Origin of the sequence: Bradyrhizobium cajani, assembly GCF_009759665.1 — a bacterium.
Classification (GTDB): domain Bacteria; phylum Pseudomonadota; class Alphaproteobacteria; order Rhizobiales; family Xanthobacteraceae; genus Bradyrhizobium; species Bradyrhizobium cajani.
Window position 1 is genome coordinate 51,223 of the sequence record NZ_WQNE01000006.1, and the last position, 17,203, is coordinate 68,425.

8 protein-coding genes, 2 pseudogenes and 1 riboswitch are annotated in these 17,203 nt (G+C 58.7%); of the genes and pseudogenes, 5 read left to right on the forward strand and 5 right to left on the reverse strand.

Features of this window, described 5'->3' with window-relative positions; all coding sequences use genetic code 11:
• Nucleotides 1–590 precede the first annotated feature (590 nt).
• Nucleotides 591–2,936: a 5-methyltetrahydropteroyltriglutamate--homocysteine S-methyltransferase gene (metE, locus tag GPL20_RS10110; RefSeq protein ID WP_157329429.1), complete on the reverse strand. Its 2,346-nt coding sequence runs from the start codon at nucleotides 2,934–2,936 to the stop codon at nucleotides 591–593.
• A gap of 103 nt (nucleotides 2,937–3,039) precedes the next feature.
• Nucleotides 3,040–3,240: riboswitch (cobalamin riboswitch) on the reverse strand.
• A gap of 604 nt (nucleotides 3,241–3,844) precedes the next feature.
• On the opposite strand from metE, the gene GPL20_RS10115 reads away from it, so the two are divergent.
• The 3 genes from GPL20_RS10115 to GPL20_RS10130 all read left to right on the forward strand — a co-directional run bounded on the left by GPL20_RS10115 (nucleotide 3,845) and on the right by GPL20_RS10130 (nucleotide 7,979).
• Complete coding sequence (locus tag GPL20_RS10115; RefSeq protein ID WP_157329430.1) at nucleotides 3,845–4,675, forward strand: nodulate formation efficiency C protein; 831 nt, start codon at nucleotides 3,845–3,847, stop codon at nucleotides 4,673–4,675.
• Between the two features lie 1,800 nt (nucleotides 4,676–6,475).
• Nucleotides 6,476–7,231, forward strand: a complete 756-nt coding sequence (locus GPL20_RS10125) for a thermonuclease family protein (RefSeq protein WP_157329556.1) — start codon at nucleotides 6,476–6,478, stop codon at nucleotides 7,229–7,231.
• Between the two features lie 10 nt (nucleotides 7,232–7,241).
• The gene (locus GPL20_RS10130) at nucleotides 7,242–7,979 is read left to right on the forward strand and encodes a carbonic anhydrase (protein ID WP_157329431.1); all 738 of its coding nucleotides are present in this window, start codon (nucleotides 7,242–7,244) and stop codon (nucleotides 7,977–7,979) included.
• A 972-nt stretch (nucleotides 7,980–8,951) separates the two neighbouring features.
• On the opposite strand, the gene GPL20_RS10135 is transcribed toward GPL20_RS10130, so the two are convergent.
• The gene (locus tag GPL20_RS10135) at nucleotides 8,952–9,197 is read right to left on the reverse strand and encodes a hypothetical protein (RefSeq protein ID WP_157329432.1); all 246 of its coding nucleotides are present in this window, start codon (nucleotides 9,195–9,197) and stop codon (nucleotides 8,952–8,954) included.
• Nucleotides 9,198–9,259: 62 nt separating this feature from the next.
• Between GPL20_RS10135 and GPL20_RS10140 the strand changes: the two genes are divergently transcribed.
• Nucleotides 9,260–10,426, forward strand: a complete 1,167-nt coding sequence (locus GPL20_RS10140; protein WP_157329433.1) for an acyl-CoA dehydrogenase family protein — start codon at nucleotides 9,260–9,262, stop codon at nucleotides 10,424–10,426.
• A 2,672-nt stretch (nucleotides 10,427–13,098) separates the two neighbouring features.
• Here the strand turns inward: GPL20_RS10140 and GPL20_RS10145 are convergent.
• From GPL20_RS10145 to GPL20_RS40240, 3 genes and pseudogenes are all read right to left on the reverse strand, one after another.
• Complete coding sequence (locus tag GPL20_RS10145) at nucleotides 13,099–13,746, reverse strand: FkbM family methyltransferase (protein ID WP_100233534.1); 648 nt, start codon at nucleotides 13,744–13,746, stop codon at nucleotides 13,099–13,101.
• Nucleotides 13,747–14,758: 1,012 nt separating this feature from the next.
• Nucleotides 14,759–15,189: pseudogene (locus tag GPL20_RS10150) on the reverse strand (ATP-binding cassette domain-containing protein); the annotation flags it as partial.
• Between the two features lie 189 nt (nucleotides 15,190–15,378).
• Nucleotides 15,379–15,459 (reverse strand): annotated as a pseudogene (locus GPL20_RS40240) (IS5/IS1182 family transposase); the annotation flags it as partial.
• 134 nt (nucleotides 15,460–15,593) lie between these two features.
• Here GPL20_RS40240 and GPL20_RS10160 point away from each other — a divergent pair.
• Nucleotides 15,594–16,847 carry a DUF418 domain-containing protein gene (locus tag GPL20_RS10160; protein ID WP_157329435.1) on the forward strand — a complete coding sequence of 418 codons (1,254 nt, stop codon included), beginning with the start codon at nucleotides 15,594–15,596 and terminating at the stop codon, nucleotides 16,845–16,847.
• Nucleotides 16,848–17,203 lie beyond the last annotated feature (356 nt).

The following is a 17,203-nucleotide window of genomic DNA, read 5'->3' on the forward strand; positions in this document are numbered from 1 at the left end:
TCATAGACTCTCAAACAGAGGCCCAAGACGAAACCCGACTATCGGGTGGGACTGGTCGACCAAGGACTACCTTAAGCAGGGTTCAAATCAATAGCAACCGCTCATGCATTGTCTAAGCTTGCAAGATCCTTGGAGCCGGGTTTTTCGTATCGTCGCGCTGATCGAGCATAAGGTTTCCAAGCAGGAAAGCGCACCGAGTTTGCGGCTCGTCGCTGCGGTGACCGCCCGGCATCACCGTCCCTCGTCGCCGTCGTAATCGTTGCCGACGTGCTCTTGAGCGACAAACCTTGGTGTAACTTTATAAACCTCAGGCTAACGGTCGCATACCACGGCATAATTGAGCTCCGCTGAGCTTGTGCTTCAACTGAGCTCAGATTTTCGGCGAATGTCCTTGCCGTGATCGAACCGGCGGTTGACCTCTCTCTGCCGATGGAAGTCCGCGCGATGCGTCAGCGTCGCTCCTCCTAGACTTTCGCCCGGCCCGCTAAGCGGGGCCGGGCTTTTTTTGTATTCCCAAGCCTCCATCGATCATCGACAGCGCAAATGACCGCAAGAGGATCCGCTTTGTCGAGAAGCGACCCAGGCCCGGATCAACGGCCTCGCGGATCGAATGCAGCGCGCAGTTGGCGGGCGGCAGCGACCATGTTCGCTAGCGCCGGCCGCACTTCCTCCCATTTGCGCGTCTTCAGGCCGCAGTCCGGATTGACCCAGAGCTGCGAATCCTGGAGCCGGGTCTGAGCCAACGCCATCAGTTCCTTCATTTCGTCCGCCTCGGGAACGCGCGGGGAGTGGATGTCGTACACGCCCGGCCCGATCTGATTTGGAAATTCGTAGTTCCTGAACGCGTCGAGTAGTTCCATTTTCGAGCGCGACGTCTCGATCGAGATGACATCTGCGTCCATTGCAGCGATCGCACCGATGATGTCGTTGAACTCCGAGTAGCACATATGTGTATGAATTTGTGTTTCATCGGCGACCCCCGATGAGCAGATGCTGAAGCAATCCACGGCCCAGTCGAGATAGGCCGTCCACTCCGATCGACGCAACGGCATTCCTTCGCGCAGTGCGGCTTCGTCGATCTGGATCATTGTCGCACCAGCATTCTCGAGATCGCGGACTTCGTCTCGGATCGCGAGCGCAATCTGGCGGCAGACCTCGCTTCTGGGAATATCATCGCGAACGAAGGACCAGTTCAAGATCGTCACTGGTCCGGTCAACATAGCCTTCATCGGCTTCCTTGTTAGTGATTGCGCGTAGCGCCACCAGTCTACGGTGATAGGCTTCGGCCGCACCACATCGCCAAACAGGATCGGTGGCCTGACGCAGCGCGAGCCGTACGACTGCACCCATCCGTTCCTGGTGAATGCGAAGCCGGCGAGGTGCTCGCCGAAATACTGCACCATGTCATTGCGCTCGAACTCGCCGTGCACGAGGACATCGAGACCGATGTCCTCCTGCCAACGTACGGCGCGCGCAGTCTCCTCCTTGAGGAACCTGTCGTATTGCTCGTCACTTATCGCGCCTCGCGCATGCGCCGCACGGGCATTCCGGACCTCTGTGGTCTGCGGAAACGATCCGATGGTCGTGGTAGGAAAAGCCGGTAGTCCGAAACGATTGCTTTGGATCTCGGCACGACGGGCAAATGGGCTCGCCCGCCGACGCATGGTCTGATCGATCGCTTTCATCCGGACAGCGACATTGGCATCACGGATTTTCGGCGAAGTCCGGCGAACAGTCGCGGCACATTCCGACTCGGCAAGAGCTGGCGCAACATTCTGGTCGCCTGCGAGTGCCCGCGCCAGGATCGCAAGCTCCCGCATCTTCTGGACCGCGAAAGCAAGCCAGCTCTTGACGTCGGAAGCGAGCCCGGTTTCGAGTTCAACATCGACCGGCACATGAAGTAGCGAGCAGGATGGGGCAATCTGTACACGGTCCTTGCCGAGCTTCGCAATCGCGGGTTCGAGCCGCTGGCGCAGCGACGACAAATTCGACCGCCATACATTCCGGCCATCGACGACACCGAGCGACATGACGAGATCACTTCGGCCGCCAGCGCTGATCTGATCCAACAACTGTGGCGCTCGAACTAGGTCGAGGTGTAGTCCGGCAACTGGCAGGCTCAACGCGGTGTTCAGATTGTCCCTGAGGTCGCCGAAATAGCTGGCAACTAAGATCTTGATGGCCGGCACCTCCTTAGCGAGCCGATCATAGGCATGTCGCAAAGATTGCCGCCCCCTTTCATCCAGATCAAGAACCAGGCAGGGCTCGTCGAACTGAACCCAATTTGCCCCACGTTTGGCCAATTCCTGCAGAACCTCGATATAGGCCGGTAACAGTTCATCCAGTAGTGAAAGTGGCTGGAACGCAGGATCGGGACTCTTGCCGAGCTTTAGGAATGTGACCGGCCCGATCAGGACAGGGCGGGTTTGGAAGCCAAGGGCCTTGGCTTCCTCATACTCCTCGATCGGCTTGCGAGAGCATAGCCTGAACGTCTGCCCCCTGTGAAACTCCGGGACCATGTAGTGGTAGTTGGTGTCGAACCACTTGGTCATCTCCTGCGCGGGTGCGCCAAATCCGCGCGGTCCGTGACCGCAATACGCATCCCGATCGTCGCATTGTGATCCGCGGGCCATGGCGAAGTACGTCTTGAGCGAAACGGATTCGGCTTTCGAGGCGTAGATCTCCGGGATGGCGCCAACCATGACACTTGTGTCGAGCACCTGATCATACAGCGAGAAATCGTTCGATGGAATGACTGTGACGCCGATAGATTTCTGTCGAGCCCAGTTCGCGGCACGCAAGCCAGCTGCGTCCTCGAGCAACTGCTGTTCGCTGCTTTTTCCGGCCCAGTAGCTTTCTAGAGCGAGCTTGAGCTCGCGCCTTGGACCGATGCGTGGCGTTCCGAGCGTAGCAACCGGAAGGGAGAGAAGAGACATAGCGTTAACCCCATGTTGGGGGCAAAGGCCATGGCGGACGCAGGCAGGGGAAGTCGCGCGGTGCGACGGCTGCTTGGCGCACCACCGGGACACCCCGCCCGTGGACGAATATATTGTCGGGGCAGGTCTCCTGGCTCGCGGGTCATCGCTTCTGTCCGGCCTTCCCGAAGCCGCGCAGGCTTCAGTGACATCGTTGGACAGCGGCTTGCCGCTCACAGTTGCGGGGGCAGCGCCGGCATTGACACCGGCTTCCCTCTTAGCTCCGGCAAGTGGAAACCGGAGAACCTCGACGGCTTGGATTATCGGCAAGAGAAGTCTTCCGTCAACCTCTCAGATTATGTCTCAAGCTGGGCTGCGATATCTGCGACGCGAATGACCATGCATCTCTATCGTTGAGATGATGTAGAAGCGCTCTCAATCGGCCATATCGGAATGACCATCGCAGCGGGCCGCATGGCAGATCGGTAGCAGGGACAAATGCGGCTTGCGCAGTCGGGACTGCTGCCTCGAGCCGAACGCATCTGTTGCGAGTCCCGGCTTCCGATGGCAACGATCCCGAACTAAACGGTCGCGTGACGAGGATGCATAAGCCGCGCTGGATAGCGCTGAACGGAAACATCGAGACGTGGGCCAGTCGGAAAGTCGACAAAGAGGACACAAGAGCGGTGCGAATTGCCGTCTATTGCCTGGCACGAAGAATGCAAGTCCTCGGCATGTCCAGTCCCCTCCTTCTGGGCATGTCCAGCACAGCAAATTGAGGCTGTCGCCGGAGCGAAGTTAGCGGCGCGTGACATAGAGGGGAGCGCCTGCTCGCACGGGACACCATCGGTCTCCCCGTCGCGTCGCCGCTAACTTCTCGCGCTCGCGCATAACTGGTTGAAGGTTGCCCGCTTTAGAATGACGTGTGGATGAAACACCAGATAGGCCCGACAGTTATGAGAAAAATCTCTGGAAGAGGCGCGTTATGGTTTTGTCTTGGTCAATGCCTGATCTACCTGGCGGGGCTGGCTCCGACGAGCAACAGTGTTCGCGCCAACGAGAGCCCCCTTATCGAAAGATTCAAGTCAACGTGGCGAGCGCAAGACGGCGAGACAATAGAACAAATTGTCTCCAACGTCTCGAAGGTGGCACAGTTCGTCCCTCGAATGTGGGGCGTCGCTGAACTTGATCAAGATGACCATGTGTTCGTTTCGTGGACCAGGCACCGGGATAATACATCAGGCGAACAGAATGTTATCACCTGGAAGATCGCGCACGACGGAACGTTTCAACTTGCGTCGACCTATGCAAAGCCGATGGAATTGGGCTGGCGCGCCCTGGCGCTCTCGTTGATCGCCAGTGAAGTCAAGGATGGCGAAAGGGACGCAAATCTTCGCTTTCTGCATGATCCGAACAATTTCAACTTTGTGACGACCACGCAAGGCCGGCTCGGCGATCTTCTGCGGCAGGGCCGCTGCACTATCGTTGAACCTGTTGGAGTGGACTACTTGCCGAAGCAGAATGACAAACCGACCGAGAAGGGTGATCTGTGGCGCGTTTTGCTTTTAGTGAACTGCGATATCGTAGGACCCCGTTTTTTTACACACAACGGGGTCATCACTTTCGAGAAGAGCGAAGGGCAAGATTGGAAGCCGCAATCCTCCTTTGCCAAGCGTATCGCGGCCTTTCCTCCTGGCTCCTGGTTCGCTCGCATAGAACCAAAGGATCGGGAAGAGCAAGGCGACGAAAGCCCTCCGTAAAATGGTCGCGCCGAGCAAGATCGCGCCGTAGCTCCTTTTACCGCCAACGCCTCTGAACAACTGCAAGACATATCAGCTCTAAAATGTCGGTGTTTGCGTCTTCAACAGTCTCGAGATTTTTCCCGCAGCTTTCAGCCCGTCAGGAAAACATCGGACAGCAAGATTACCACCGACTCCTTCTGCGAGTAGTCGAGTGAAGCGGCACGTGCCAGCTGGCGAGATTTGGTCGCCGGGGCACCCGAGGCAGTGGGAGGACACCAATCCGCGAGGGAACCAGCTCTCCATGCTAGTCTTCAACCGGGCCTGGAGATGCCTCGGGCCCAAGCCCGATCCGGCGTGCGCGCCGCGCATCGCGCGACTGACTGGCGCCCGCAAGAGCGTGAGCGTGCCGACGCCGAGGCGGCACGCGAGATCGAGTGCTGCTACGAAGCGCGTTAAGACGGTAATGGAGCAGCGTTAGCGGCCCGGCACGCCCCCTGAGCACCGGCGAGTGACCCCGGCGAGGAACCCGGCGCCGTGCGCCAGGTATCGAGGACCGAACTGGATCGGTGCTAGATTTCCTCGCGCGCATTCGTCTGCGCGTCATAGATCCGGATTTGAAGCGTGGGAAAACGCTTCTTTAGTTCTGCTCCGCCTGCCCTGGCGCCGTCTCTGGTTGCGAATTCGGCTCTGAGTCGGCCATCTACTTCAAGCGCGTAAGAGGAGACTGGCAATTCCCGGGGGGCAGCCATTTCATTCCCATTCTGTAGTGAGGTCATTGAGAATGATTTGTAGCTTGAGTCGGCTAAACCGCACCAGAGCTAGCTGCCCGAGTGCCGCAAGGGGGGCAACCATGTTGTGGATTGAGGCTTCGCACAGGATGGCACTCGCGATCGTCCGAACACGGGGCGGCTTACCCCTCGCCCAGTGCGTATACGACGAAGCCGCGGAGGTTGCCGCTCCAAATTTCCGTGGCGCAAAACGCACGCCCTAACGCCGGGCTTGCTAGATAACTCTCCGCATGTGATCGCAGTGAAGCATACTACGAGAGAGCGGCCGCCAGTCGCGCCGCCTGGGCCATGACAATCCGGTCCTTGTACGAACGCGGCGATGGCACCACGAACGATTATGGTGCAGCGCAGACATGCGAAAAGCCTCAATGCAATTGGCATCAACGATCACCCGGCTGACTCTCCGAAAGAGGGCTCCGGGTTTGGCGCGGTTTGCGCAAAACGATACCGATTCATTTTACGCAGCGGGTGTTGAGCTGAACTCCGTCGCGCCTTTGTCCAGATCTAAGAGGAAGCGAGACCAGATTTCTTTTCGGAGATCAATATTTTCCTGACAAGAATTTACGGCGAAATGTCATCGCCGTCGCTGAAACCATCGAGGCCTTGCCGATGGTGGCTGCCACACAGCTAGCCAAGTTGCTCCTCCCCGCCTGACTTCCACTCGGCCGTCAAGATTCACAGGCGACTTTGTTCTTCAAGCGCGTGAGAAACAGCGTTCCGAGGTTCGGTTTTCTCTCATATACCGAGTTCGCGGCTGAGCGATGGGGATCTCCTCCTCAGGTCGAGAGGGTGCAGTGCGCGCTCAGAGAGAGAGAGAGAGAGAGAGAGAGAGAGAGAGAGAGAGACCGGCGAGCCTCGAAGGATGCCGCGACACGCACACCGGAAGAAATCGCTTGAACCTCACGCAGCGTCAGGTCGTAGCTTGGAAATGACGGCCACGCTTTCCTAGAGCAAACGTCCAAAGATGCCGGCCGAATAACGTACGTAGTGTTTAAGCAGTCGAACGTGGCACGCCGGATCGTGCGTGAACATGGATCAAGAGCGGGAGATTATTGTGGGGATGAAACAGCGCGTAATGATGGTCGCATTGTTCGCTGTCATCACATCTCCGGTCTGCGCGGCGAAGCTCAGCGGCCCTGCCCGCATCCTCGACGGCAATACGATCGAGATCGAGCAATCCAAGCTTCGGCTCTCAGGCATCGAAGCTCCTGAAACTGACCAGATTTGCCTCGACGCCCACGGTCGGAAATGGGCTTGCGGCATAGCTGCTCGCGACGAGCTGATCAAGCATTCAAACGGACGAACGTGGGATTGTCATACCACAGGAGGTGATGAATACGGCAGGTCAGGCGGCAGTTGCTTCATAGAAGGCGAGGACGTGAGCGCCTGGATGGTACGCTCCGGCTGGGCACTATCGTCGGATCCTTCTACCCATACCTACGTTATCTATGAGGTTGTGGCGAGCAAAGCCCATGCGGGGCTGTGGTCGGGGGCGTTCATCGCGCCCTGGGACTGGCGTCGCGGCAACAAGGGGACGATCATCATCGGCGCGAGCTCGGTTCCGATCGACGCTCGGGAACTCCTGCTCGGATCCGCGCTGCTATCGGACCCGCCCTCGTCCGAGTGTCTGATAAAAGGCGCCGTAGACCGCAACGGCGAGCGCATTTACCACCTGCCCGGGCAACTCAGCTACGAACAACTCGACATGACGAAGAAGCCCGGTGAACGCTGGCTCTGCAGCGAAGCGGAAGCCGAAGCCACCGGGTGGCGTAAAGCCGCGCGATGAGGTGAGATGCATGAAGGCAGGCCATTCTCCGACCTACCTGGCCAAGATCGCGCCTTCGCGCCGCTCGCTGTTGCTGTTCGCTATTTCGTCGGTCGGCATACGGCTTGGCGACAACATTGTCGATGCAAAGGAAGCAAAAGCGCCGCCCAAGCCAAATAACCTGATCTCGCCGGAGGCTGCCCTGAAGCGGCTGATGGAAGGGAACGATCGCTATGTCCAGGGCGTATCACGACGCGACGATTTAAAGCGCGAGCGTCAGGTTTTGGTGGATGGGCAAAATCCATATGCCGCGGTTCTGAGCTGCGCCGATTCTCGCGTGGCGCCTGAACTTGTCTTCGGCAGCGGACTTGGTGATCTGTTTGTCTGCCGCCTCGCTGGTAACTTCGTCAACGATGACACGCTCGCCAGTATGGAATATGCGGTGGCCGTGCTGAACACGCCGCTGGTCCTGGTACTTGGCCACGACCATTGCGGTGCGATAGCCGCCACGATCAAGTCGCTCCACGACAATAAGCCGCCGCCGGGGCACATTTCATCCCTGGTCGCTGCGCTTGCGCCAGCGGTAGAAGTCTCTCGCCAGCAAACCGGTGACACGTCCGCCGAAGCAACCCGACAAAATGTAATCGACAATGTCAACAAACTCAAATCGACGGGGCCGATTCTGAACGCGGCAGTCGAGCAGAACAGACTGAAGGTCGTCGGGGGTCTGTATCGGCTCGACACCGGCAGAGTCGATTTGCTGAGCTGACGCTGGCACCTTCGCGCTGCCCGACAGTCGTTTGCCGCCTGATACAGGGCTTCGGTCGAGTTCCGCGCAATTCGCTCGCGCATCGGCTGCATCAAATGCACCGAATACAATCCGCTCCACAATTTGTCATAGCTTCGGGAAGATCCTTGGTATGCGCGGCCTCTTAATCTCCTCGTATTCTACGTCCTCATGTGGGCACGCGAGGCCAGCACCAAGAGACTCTCATACCGCGGCGCAACAGTATTCATGCCTGGACGCTGATGCGCTAGGCCGACGGAGGTGGTTCAAGCGGCAGATCGGGTGCGAGGCATGCGGGGTCTGAGCTCCTCGGCCTTCGGAGCATGCGACCAAATTCCGGTAGATTCTCACCCGCGATCCGGGAGGCCACCTATGGCCCCTGCTCATGATCAGCAGGCTCAGCCAGGTCCGAAGATCATAGAGTGCAAAATTACAACCACGACGACTGCCTAGCCGACCGACGTAAAGAAAAGTTCTATTCGCGTCGGCATCGGACGGCCTCTCCTGCTCAGCCATTTGGAAAACCGCCAGTGTAGCGAAAGCAGCCTCGTTGCATCTATCTCGGGCCTGTACCTTGAATCAGCATAAACAGAAGGTTGTCGGAGCTCGGAGCGGCCTGAAACTGCAGGAGGTAAGCCGAGCGCGACTGGTTCGCGGTCGAGGTCCACTTCAGTCGTTCTCCTTCTGCCGTGTTCGGTTGATGACGTCTTGTGCCTGGGATCAGACACGGGAGGCGCGAGCATCCTGCTGGCACGGCACGGGGTCTCGCTCGATTGAGACACGGCCGGCAGACCATGATTGATGGCACATCGATTGCTGGGGACATGTAAACGAGCCGCAGGCTTGGGCGCCTCGCGGTCGCCAAGTCAGGAATTCACAACATGCTTCGAGCCGGCCGGCACCAATTGTGACAAATCGTCCGTTGGAGACGACATGACAAAACGAGCGCTGCTTTCAACCGTCGGAGACATAGTGCAGCAGAGGCGGATCGATCTCGCCGCCGCATATCGGCTGCTTTGCCGTTTCAGCCTCAAAGACAGCATCGACAGCGATATCTCGGTCAGCCTTCCAGCGCTCAAGACCCTTCTTTGAGCCAGCCTTTTTGGAGGCAACCGCCTGCAATCGCATCACAGTCGATATCAACTGCGACAGTTTCGACGATCCCTTCCGACTGGGTTTCAATCTGGCCGGCTTCGCCATGCGCGCGCAATCCAAATCAATGAAGCGCGGCGTCGATCGGCTCAAAGCACCGAGGACAGCTTATGAACGCTCCACTAGAGAGGATCACTTCAGAAACCGAAGATACGGCTGCGACCTGGGACAATCTGTCGCCGCTGCTGGTCGATATCCGCGCGCGTCGAAACGAGTTCGCCCGCGCGCAAAAGATTCCAGACGACATCATCGAAGGCTTCAAGCGCGTTGGCGTCTATCGGGCTATGGCCGCCCGGCGGTTCGGCGGCGAGGAGCGAACGCCGGCCGATTTTTGTCGCCTGATCGAGCAAATTTCCGAAGCCGACGGCTCCGCCGGTTGGGTCGCTAGCTTCGGCGATGGGGCTCGCTACCTCGCAGCTCTGCCGGACGACACGCTTCGCGAGGTATACGCGAACGGACCTGACGTGGTGTTGGCAGGTGCGCTTTTCCCCCTTCAGCCCGCCAGGCGAAGCACTGACGGGTTTGTCGTGAACGGCGTGTGGCCATTCGCCAGCGGCTCACCGGGCGCGGATCTCATAGGCGTTGGCATTATTGTGGAAGACGATCCGACCGGTGGCCTTGCGCGTGTAGCCGTGATGCCGGCCGAGAAGGTGACAATCCGGCCCAATTGGGACGTCATTGGCCTACAAGGCACCGGCAGCCACGACGTCGTTGTCAACGATGTCATTGTGCCGGAGGAATGGACCTTGATCCGCGGCGGTCCGCCGACGCTCGACGCGCCGGTCTATCGATATCCGTCCGTGACTTTCGCTGCGCAGGCGCATGCGATTGTCGGCGTCGGTATTGCGCGCTCCGCGCTGGACGAGGTGATCGCCATGGCCGGAAGCCGCGCCTCAATCACGGGAGCGCCCGTGATGGCAGAGCGCGGCTATGTCCAACTGGAGATGGCCAGAGCCGAAGCCATGCTGCGTTCCGCCCGTGCCTTCTTCTATGAGGCCACCGAGGAGCTGTGGAAGGAAGCGCTCAAAGGTGCCGTAACCCCGAACACGGCGACGCTGATGCGACTCGCCGCGACGAACGCCGCGCGCCAGAGCGCTGAGGTCTGCAACATCGCGAGCGGTCTCGCTGGAAGTGCGTCGCTCTATACCACCAGCAATCTGGCACGCGCCATGTGCGACAGCTTCGTGGTTGCCCAGCACGCAGCTTTAAACGAGGGAACGCTTCAGAGCGCCGGCCGTCTCCTGCTCGGAAGTGCAGCACAGCCGGGATTTCCATGAACTGGTTCTTCACGTTCCGCACACCCCGCGGCAACGGATTGCCGGACGCGCGATGATGCTGTTCGCAGCTACAGGACTAGTCGCCTGCCGGCCTTATTTTGAAGGACAAGAGAGAGAGACCCATGCAGTCAGGCGCTTCTCAAAAACACCAGTTCATATCCGTGGAGCATCCCTCCCCATCGCAAACGCGCTCTCACAGGTCTCTACGCCCCCGCCTCGATCATTGTCATCTCGAGCACAATCCACTTGCATTTCGGCGCGACAGTCGGCGGTTCAACTCACGAACCTTCCAAGACCGACTTCCTTTTTTATGTCGCGCTCCATGCGCAGCCGTTCGTTCTCCTGCCGCAGGCGGGCGATCTCCGAAGTCCGGCGCGCCCGCTTAGGCGTCGCCCTGCGCGGGCGCCACGCCACTGATGCCGGCTCCTGCCGGAGCTTATCCACCCAGCGTCGCAGCACCGAGTCGCCCAGACCGACTTCCTTCGACCGTTCCGATCGATCGATCGCTCGATACCCGCCAGTCCAACGGCCTGGCGCTAATAATCCTCTGCGAACGATCTACGTTGACGTGCTGGCATTCGCATATCTAGGTTTTCTGACGCTATCACAGGCGTCCACTCATTCGGAGGAGGTTCGCGGGACTCTGGCTGAGTTTTCGGGAGGGCGAACAGCATTCGCCCGTTTGCAAAATTGATTGGGACACTGAAGCGCGGCGGACCCGATGCAGCGCGAGTCTTTGCTGCAAGATCAGAGGCCGCACGTCAAAACGCCCTGATCGTCGATATCGCGTTCTCCTAAAGTTGACGACCGATCTTTTCGCGTTGCGCAACGTCCTGGCTACAATCAAGTTGCTTAATGAGCATCTGCTTTCGGGCGAGCAGATTGTGATGACTGTCGTTATGTGATCTCCGTTACAGCTCACGACCAATCGCCGGATGTTGCCTTTTCTTAGCGTTGAACCAATGCTTCTGTTTGCCGCGGCCTCGTGATGCCCAGAAATCACTTCGATGAACCTGACCGCTCGGGCTCACGGCCGGTGCAAAACGCAGCAGCCACGCAGCAAATACACCGTAGATAGGCCTCACCCGTCGCATACCGATCTCGCTTGTGGAAGTCGGACGCCATTCGCAAGTCTCCTTTGTGCGCATTCGACGCGAAGAACGCAACTATATTGCATCACACAAAATATGACGTGCAATGTGTCTTGAGCGCTCACGTGTACAAGCCCATTCAAAATAGAATGCGACACGCACCTCGACCGCTGGCGGTTTCCTCAGCTGCCTGTGAGAGATCGGCGGCTTGAATTTTATACGGATGAGCTAAAAGGCCTTGAATCGCACGTGGCGTCACGTTGTACCATTCCTAAGTCGCTGACGAGGATGCCTGGTAAATCGGACCGGCCCGCTGCTTGCTGCCATCGGTGAGACGATGATACCAATGCGGTCGATGTGTGTACGGCAATGGGCGACACGGCCCCAATCCCCTTCTGCCGGGTCTGGCGGACGGGGTCCCAGTCCTCGCATGCGAACAAATTTCGTCCAAGCCCAGGGGTACTGGGTTGCTGCGCTTGGCGGCCGGGCACGTCGGCGCCGTTCGAACAGCCGAGGATCGTCTCTGTTGGGCGCCGCTCACTTAATCGCAATGGCTTTGAAGATACGCAGAACAAGGGACAATACGCCCTTCAAGGTTTGTGCGAGCAAGTGTTGAGCCGCATTCCATCAAACGACGCCAGATCTCTCCGTTCATTGATCCTTCCTTAAACTTTGCGGTGAACGTTTTGCCGCAAGAACCGTCGGCAGCTCTCCCTCTGTCGACGACTGACTTCGGCCCGGCCATCGAAAACGAGGCCGGGCCTTTTTTTGCCACTGATGAGCACAGTTTGGGAGTGTTCCGGCCCGCGATATCTGATGATTGCGAACGGTTAGTAAGCGATTGATCGGGAAGATAGTTCGTCACATGCTGAAATCGATCGATCCGATCCTAACGCCCGAGCCGCTCTGTTACTTGCCTCCATGGCTATGGCGGCGACCTCGTGGCCGTCGACGCCAACCACCCGGCCAACCGCATCGCCGCCACGGCTCTACTCGGAGCGCCTGATTCAGCTGACGGGCATAAGTTAGAGAGGACCGTCCGCGCCATACTAACGCTCCATCCGCTCGACGATCTCGTCGATCCGTGCGCGTGACGATGCCCGTCGACGATCCCGACCGTTTGCCCGGACGCAAGCGCATCGCGCTGGTCGAGATTGAACGCTCGGTCGGCCGTCCCACACACGCGCACGGTGTGTGTCTTCAGTCGCGGCAAGCTCTCGCGTCCGGATTTCTCTCGCTGCAGCTTCGGCGTCGTGGGAGGGCCGGCCCATACAAAAGCGGTTCAAGAAGATTCAACGCTTCGAGCATCGGCTGGCAATGTTGATTCAAGCGTCTGAAACGGCTCGGGCTGCTGACCGCGAAGTCGTCCCTCGTGCCGGCTCGCTAAATAAATGATTGCGAGAAACCCGCCACCCCGCCCGACGGCCGACGTCGTGCGCGGGTCTGCAATGGCAACCGGAAACCGGAGCGCCCGTCCGGCTGATATCCGCTCGAACGATCACCCGTTCTGCAGCTTTGAGCGTCATAAGCGCGCTGATCAGGTCTTTCAGCGATGTACGAGGCGGCCTATATGATTAGCCACTAGAAGCGCGTATTTTTGAGCAATACATCACCCTCCACTGCGCGGGGAAAGTGGGCCTCCACTTCGAATGATGGCAATAGGTCAAGAATGGCTTGCAGGGACAACTGCCCTTCGTAGAGCTCGCGGTCGCTATATTCCGTGTAGACGAAGCGCGTGTTGCTCAAGGTCTGCATGCCTCCAGCGATAACATCGGCTTCAGCTCCCTGGACATCCATCCAGATGAAATCCACCGTATTCAGATTGGCTTCGCTGCACCAGTCGTCCAGCCGCCGCGTTTCAACTGAGACGGGGCGATCGAACCGAACCCAATCATACTCAGTAAGATGATTCTTCGGGCGGCGTATTGAGCCGGAGAGGTCCCATTCCTTCGCATCACCATCTGCATTGCTTGGATGGAAGTCGATCATCCCGTTTCGATCACTGATCGCGATTTCAAGCAGCTTCACCTTAGAAAGCGATGGGCCCAGCTTCTTCTTGAAGCGGGCAATCGCTCTGGGATCCGGCTCAAAGCAGTAGAGATTAGCTTGCGGGCAGAGGTTGAGAAACTGTTGCGTATCGGTCCCGTCATTGCAGCCGATATCCAGGATGACGGGATTCGGCTTTTGAAGAAGTGAAACAATGTGCTGGTGTACTTCGACAGAGGACACAGGTGCTTTTTCCATTTGGCGCGAAGATCCGATGAATTTCGTCTTTGACGCAGCAATCACACGCCAGACGCGCCGGCACAACGTATATCAATGTATATGATTCATATCCGCCTTTAGGAGCAGCGGAAAGATCGGCTTCGTGCGAATGTCAGTCGTCGCCTATTCTCTCTAAAGCGTGCCAGCCAGACTGATCTCTCGTGCGCACCAATAGCCAATCACCTCGATGACAGTTGCGACAGGCGAGATGTGCTCTGCCGACTAACCGCTGCCATCACAGATCGCTGGCGCAATGTGTGAACCACTCCAGTCCTCGGAATCAGCTGCTCTTCGGAAGACCGTACGCGCTCAAGCATCGACGCACGCGTTGCCGGGCGCAAGCAAAACACTGCACGGCGGTCGGCGCGGATCTCTTCGGCTTCTGGCAGGAGACCTTGCGGCGGATCTCCGGAAATCAAAGCTGGGCGAGGCGATCCGCTATGCCGTCTCTCGGCGCGCCATCTTCGAACGCTTCCCACCGACGGCCGCGTCGAGCTCCACTCCACCATCGTCGAACGCCCCATCAGCTACAACAATTCAAAAACGCTCTTCGCGGGCAGCGACGGCGGCGACAAACGTTGGCAGCCCGCAACGCTGCCGCACAACGGAAATGACAATGTCCATCCATTCGCCTATATTCAGATACTTCAGCGTATTGCCAACGGCTTACCCTGGAACGAAATCGACGCACTTATGCCATGAGACCACGCCGTCTGACGACCTCAGCTTGCCGCTGGCGTAGTTCACCTCGAGATTTCACATGCCTTATGGTTGATTTCGCGCACGCTCTCCCGATGCTTGCCATCGTCGGTCATCAGGCGTGGTCGTTGTTGAGCTGCCGATCTCGCTCCGTCACACGACCGTGGTATACACTTTTCGAACGTCGATCAGCAGGGTCAGTTTGAGAGGATAAGCTCTCCGCGATTCCGCCCAATTTTGCGATAAGCCATCATCTGCAACTTTAGGGCCGCTCGGTTTACGTCTGCCACAAGCGCGCATAAGCGCTTTCAGCCAGCAGATCTGTCTGTCTGCCCTCCGCAACGATCCGGCCCCTTGTCTAAGACGACGATCTTGTCGGCACCACAGATGGTGCTGAGTCGGTGAGAGATCACCACGATCGTCTTACCGGCCCGACGCAAACTTCTCAAGGAGCCAGTGCACAGTGGCTTCGGCAACCGAGTCAAGGGAGGCGCTCGGCTCGTCCAAGATTAGGATTTCCGGATTCCGATATAGAGCTCGTACTAACGAAAGGCGCTGCTTCTTGCCACCAGACAATTTTGCGCCATTTTCGCCCAGGTAGGTTTGGAAACCACCGGGCCAATCCTCGATTACCTCACGCAGCCCAGTTTGATCGCAAATTTTCATAATCCTATCGATCTCGGGCTCGAATCCAACAAGTGCGATGTTACAGGATACCCAAGCCCACTCTTTGCGCATATGACCGTCGAGGGTGTGCTGCTCCACGCCTCAAATTTCGTGCCAGCCGCTCAGAAGCGGCAAAGTGTGTGTTGTTCAAAGGCCTGAGTGAGGTAGGAAGACCCGCTCGGGACATTCGGTCGCAACACGACTAGCCTCGGACGTGGACTCATTAACGCGCAGCCACAGCCTGATTGATGCAAGTTGGACGAATGCGAGGTAGTTGGCGGCGAGTTTGTCACAGCGCGTTGCCACGCGCCGGCTTGTCCATTTCCTCGCATTGGCAGTGGAACAATTTGTCATGGTTCGATTCGCCCCCCAATTTAGGTAGTTTGACGCAGCACGAGGAGGCATTCTAACTAACTCGCTCCATCGGAAACGGGGGGAGTCCTGCAATGACCGGCGGACGCATCGGCTCGCGAACCGCGCCGGGGAGTGACGCGCCTCCAAATCCTATGAGCCCGTCGGAACGGCTCGACTCGATTGACGTGCTGCGGGGCTTGGCCCTGTTCGGCGTGCTCGCCATGAACATCGTCACCATATTTCGGGCCTCTTTCTTCGCGGCGTTCTTGCCGAACGCGGAGCCGGCGGGGCCGCTCGACCAGGCGGTGGCGGCTGTGCTGACGGTCGCCGTCGACTTCAAGGCGCTTGCGCTGTTCTCGCTGCTGTTCGGCGTCGGCCTCGCCATCCAATTCGAGCGGCTTGCCGGCAATGCACGGCGCATTATCTTGCTCGTGCGCAGGCTCGTGGTGTTGCTGGCGATTGGCCTGGTGCATCTCTATTTGATCTGGAACGGCGACATTCTCGTCGAATATGCGCTGGCGGGCTTCCTGTTGCTGCCCTTCCTCGGCGCCCCGCGGTGGCTCATGGCGGGTGCAGCCCTGCTGCTCCTGGGGCTCTACGTGACCATACTGGTGCTACCGCCGATCGTGCCGCTGCCGGGTGCAGCCGAGATGGCCGCTCTTGCCGCAGACGCGGCGCGTGCCTACGGCACGGGCGGATTTTTCGACGTACTCGCGTTCCGGATCCGGGAGGTGCCGGTGATTTTTCCGCTGCACGTCTTGATCTTTCCGCGCACTGTCGCGCTATTCCTGGTCGGCGCCTTCGCGTGGCGCAGCGGGGTTGTGCGTCGGGCTTCGGCGAACCGGCGCCTGCTGTTCGTGGTCGCAACCTTTGGCATTCTTCTCGGGGGCGGATTGAGTCTCGCGGCAGCAGGACAAGAGCTCTTCGATTGGCCGTCGCTCGGGCGCGCGCATTTTCCGGTGGAACAGCTGGGGTCGGTCGTGTTGGCCCTGGGTTATGCGGCCGCGATCATCGCCGCTGTGAATCTCTCGGGCGGGCGGAAGATGCTGAGCTGGGCCGCGCCGGTTGGCCGCATGGCGTTCACCAACTATCTGGCGCAATCTGTGATCTGCGGCTGGATCTTCTACGGCTATGGTCTAGGCCAATTTGGTCGCCTCGGCGTGGCCGCGACACTGGGGATCGGCATTTTGGTGTATGTCGCGCAGGTGGTGTTCAGCGCGTGGTGGCTGCGCCGCTATCGGTTCGGTCCTGTCGAATGGCTCTGGCGCTCGTGCATGTATGGGGTACCGCAGCGGATGCGGGCAACGGTCAATTTAGCCATTATGCGCACGACCATCGCAGTTTGATGCGGCCCCCTATCAAACTGCCTCTTGCTTCAAGAGGAAGCCACCCAAGCGGGTACGGCTGGTTTTGCCCTACAGCGCCCCCGGGCGATGTCCGGTTTTCCGCCGCTGTTGGGGTGAGCGGACATCAGGCGGCCGGTCACTTAGTGAGTACATGGCCTAGCTAGGCTAGTCAGTCGCGAACACAACAAATGTGAAGACGACGGTGAGCATCCGGAGTGGGCGACCCGGGCTGCTAGAACTGCGGAACCGAATTTCCATCTCCAAGGCTCGAACGTGGGGAAGCGGAAGCAAGATCCAACGCTGACGAGAGGATGTGACGAACCCGGTTTGGCCGTCGTAGTTGCCAAGCGTGCAGA